This is a genomic window from Nostoc sp. 2RC (genome assembly GCF_014222165.1).
GTDB lineage: Bacteria > Cyanobacteriota > Cyanobacteriia > Cyanobacteriales > Nostocaceae > Nostoc > Nostoc linckia.
The window spans coordinates 1-3838 of sequence record NZ_JACKZU010000537.1; the positions used below are offsets into that span (position 1 = coordinate 1).

A 3838-nucleotide genomic window follows, 5' to 3' on the forward strand; every position below is an offset into this window, starting at 1 on the left:
GGGGAAGGGGGGTAAGGGGAAAGATTAAATTGATTCCTTTTCCCTTTAACCTTTAACCTTTTCCCCTTCTCCCCTTCTCCCCACTTTTCACTGCTGCGGAGGTGGTGAACCAGCGATAAATTTATTCAAGCGATCGCATTCAATTTCTCCAACTGTGATTTTATCCCCCGCTTTAATAGTTGCTGCAACCGGTTCAATTCGGCAAGATTTTTTTAAGTAATATCCCCGTGGATTAGAACTCGGCCCTATCCAGATACTTAGCAAATCTAATATATATCCAGATTTAGTATTAGACACACGCGGTTCAACACGCCATAATTCCTTTTCGTCGTATTTTACGAGATTTTTTTGAATTACTCCCCTACCCAAACTTTCTACTCGCTGTTTTGCATCTAACAACCATTTTTCTACTTCCGACCAAGGTGTTTGTGCTATTTGTTCTTCTACTATTGGTTGAAGTTTATCTAAAACTAAAATTCCATTTGGTGGCGCTTTGGGTGGTTCTTGATTTCGGACAACAAAGGTACTAGTTTTAAAAGTATCTGATTTTAAAGTGGGATATTCTTGTAACCAATTGTCTACTACAAAATAAAACTGAATCCAGCAACTTAGTAACATACTGCTAGCTACTAAAATAATAATTTTTTGGCGGTCTTCCGGCTTAGGAATTTGAGCTTTTGCATCTGTATCAGTTCCCTCAATAAATTCTGGTATTGCCGTAATTAGTGCTGAAATTGTCGGCCAAAAGACAATTGTTGTTGGTGTAATCACATCCTTTTGGCTTCCAAATGCAAAAACACTAACTAAAAATCCAGTGATTACCGCACCCACTGGCATAAAAGTGCCAGGAACCCTCAACGGATCTTGTGTTGTATACCAAGCTGTACCAGCAATTAAAAATAGCCAACCAACAAAGGCAATTATATCTTTTATATAACCGATAGCAAAATATGAAACTATCCAAGAAAAAACACTTAAATAAATAAATGTCTGCCAAGAATAAGCTTTAGGAGGAACTAATATTTTTTTAATTCCTGCGTACAGCCCTTCAACAAACTTGAAAACTCCAAATAAATCTTTAAGTAGTGTATTCATATTTCTCCCTACACCTAATCACTAGCCGTACTTTCTATGAATCGGAAAATTATTTTACTACTTTGAACGAAGTAGTAAAATAGCAGTTATCACGCTATAACTCAGAGAATTGCCTATTAATACAGTAGTAACTACATTGGTATTTTGCAGTTTTATATTACTAAAACCGCGCCATTTTTGTCTTTGAAATACTTGAGTTTCGTCTTCTTTCTTGGCAAATGGTTCCTTGACTAAAGATAAGAGTAAGACCTTCAAAAGTAAAAATTTAACTATAAAAGTAGCAAAGAAAATTATAAAAGCAGTTAAAATTATTAGAGTCTGCGTACCAGCAGATTTAAGATTATTAAAAAACAGATAATTAATCAATTCTGATTTAATAGGTATTGGCAACAGTGGTTCGGAAGCAAAAAAAACAGACCAACCAATAACACTAGAAAATAAATTGATAGAAATTGCATAAAAAGTGCTGGTTTTTTTATCAAATTTTAGACGTTTGTGTAAAACATATGCTTCGATGGGTATGGCAATCAGCACAAATAAAAAGTCAAACAGAATTCCACCAATGGGAAAAATCCTCGGAAGCATCCAATTTTCAGGCATAAAAAGTCAATGGTAACGTTAACTGTAGAGAGTATAACCGGGATAGCGACGGTGATGGGGGAAATTATTCGATTTGTAGAAAGTGGGCACAGCAAACAGTAATCACTTCTCAGTCATCAGTCATCAGTCATCAGTCAACAGTCAACCCCAAGCGATCGCTAAGTTTGCAATACTTAATGTTTGAAACACTAATAATTCGTTTATCATGCAATTGTGATTACCAGTACATCTTTTTTTGTGTGTATTCTGTAAACTGTATCTACCGAGTCAAATTGCTATAGAAATTTATGGTAGTTCGCAAGCGTAGACAGTGGCAGACATCCACAAGCAGCAACACCTCTAGTAGTCTGCCAACCCAAAAATCTTAGGTGGAGATTGGGTCAAGGTTAATGGTTCGACAAGCTCACCAACCGGGAAAAGGCGAAGGGATAAAAAACATGAGTCCCTTTACTTTGCCAAGTTGCCTTGGCGTAGTACTAGTTCTGGTGTGGTATCAACCTAACCGATAGCATTCCATCATCAGATTCAGTGTTTTTTCATATCTGCTTGAGACATCCCTGACGCAGACATGGAAACTCGTTGGCCATACACAAATCAGCGATACCGACCGTAGAGCTAGTGCTAAGGCATTAGTAAAGAAACAGCAAAACATTATGAGCAAAACACGTAAGTTTCGTTTAGGTGCATTTATTCAAGCAACCGGACATCATGTTTCCGCTTGGCGGCATCCCGATTCGCAAGCAGACGCTGGTTTAAATTTCGAGCATTATAAAGAAATTACTCAGACAGCCGAACGTGGTTTGTTCGATGCAGTTTTTCTAGCAGACAGTCCAGGAGTTTGGGGTGGCGCTCCAGAAACTCAAAAACGGAATGGAAAACTTGCCCATTTCGAGCCAGTCACCCTATTTTCAGCTTTATCCTCAGTCACCAAAAACATTGGCTTTATCGCTACAGCCTCCACTACCTATGAAGAACCCTACACACTAGCACGTAAGTTTGCTTCTTTAGACTATCTGAGCAAAGGTCGAGCAGGCTGGAATGTAGTCACCACAGGCAATGAAAATGCCGCTCAAAATTTCGGTCACGACCAACACCCAGAACACAGCCAGCGTTACGAACGTGCCGAAGAGTTTGTGAAAGTAGTCAAAGGACTGTGGGATAGTTGGGAAGACGACGCTTTCATTCGTGACAAAGAATCTGGAATCTATTTCGATCCGGACAAACTACATATACTCAACCACAAAGGCAAACATTTTTCTGTCAAAGGCCCTTTGAACGTTGGTCGTCCACCCCAAGGCTACCCAGTAATTATCCAGGCTGGAGCTTCAGAAGCCGGACGTGACTTGGCTGCGCGCACTGCCGAAGTTATCTTTACAGCTAATCAAACACTAGCTGATGCACAGGAATTTTATGCTGATATTAAAGGTAGGCTAGCGAAATACGGGCGTTCTCCAGACGAGCTAAAAATAATGCCTGGTGCTTTCCCAATCATCGGTCATACCGAAGAAGAAGCTCAAGAAAAGTATGAATTTCTGCAATCCTTGATTCACCCAGATGTCGCCTGGGGTATTTTGAAAAACTATTACAAAGGTGTCGATTTATCAAAATATTCTCTAGATGATTTAGCTCCCGAACTACCCATAGACACCAACAACAACAAAAGTCGTCTCAAACTAGTGAGAGATTTAGCAACCCGTGGGACTCTGACACTGCGCCAGTTGTATCTCTCCCTATCCACCGCCAGAGGACATCGCACCATCCTTGGTACTCCCGAAACCATTGCCGACCAACTAGAAGAATGGTTTAACAACGGTGCCGCAGATGGCTTTAATATCATGCCGCCAATTCTACCTACAGGCTTAGATGACTTCGTGAACCTAGTCGTTCCTGTCCTCCAAAAACGCGGATTATTTCGTACCGAATACGAAGGCAGTACCTTGCGTGAAAACCTCGGATTAGCTAGGCCGAGCAATGCTTTTGCCATCAAACAACCCGAAGAAACATTGGTGTTGGCCTAAAGGAATTTCTCATACATGGTTAAGCCATACCTTTTAAAGCGGAATTTGTGTAGATCCCCACCCTAGTCGGGGGGAAAGGGGAAAGGGGAAAGGGGAAAGGTTAAAGGGAAAAGGGAAAAGGGAAA

At 40.4% G+C, this 3838-nt stretch carries 3 protein-coding genes; 1 reads left to right on the forward strand and 2 read right to left on the reverse strand.

Annotation, left to right across the window (positions count from 1 at the left end):
* Positions 1-87 precede the first annotated feature (87 nt).
* Together fraD and fraC are read right to left on the reverse strand one after the other, a co-directional pair.
* Positions 88-1095, reverse strand: a complete 1008-nt coding sequence (gene fraD, locus GNE10_RS32740; protein WP_185570179.1) for a septal junction protein FraD — start codon at positions 1093-1095, stop codon at positions 88-90.
* Between the two features lie 57 nt (positions 1096-1152).
* Positions 1153-1695 carry a filament integrity protein FraC gene (gene fraC, locus GNE10_RS32745; RefSeq protein ID WP_185570181.1) on the reverse strand — a complete coding sequence of 181 codons (543 nt, stop codon included), beginning with the start codon at positions 1693-1695 and terminating at the stop codon, positions 1153-1155.
* 653 nt (positions 1696-2348) lie between these two features.
* Here fraC and GNE10_RS32750 point away from each other — a divergent pair.
* Positions 2349-3713, forward strand: coding sequence for an LLM class flavin-dependent oxidoreductase (locus GNE10_RS32750; protein ID WP_185570183.1), 1365 nt, complete (start codon positions 2349-2351; stop codon positions 3711-3713).
* The last annotated feature ends 125 nt before the right edge of the window (positions 3714-3838 follow it).

Coding starts and splice junctions, on each gene's coding strand:
- fraC (WP_185570181.1), bottom strand. CDS start 1,695: ATGCCTGAAAATTGGATGCTTCCGAGGATTTTTCCCATTGGTGGAATT.
- fraD (WP_185570179.1), bottom strand. CDS start 1,095: ATGAATACACTACTTAAAGATTTATTTGGAGTTTTCAAGTTTGTTGAA.
- GNE10_RS32750 (WP_185570183.1), top strand. CDS start 2,349: ATGAGCAAAACACGTAAGTTTCGTTTAGGTGCATTTATTCAAGCAACC.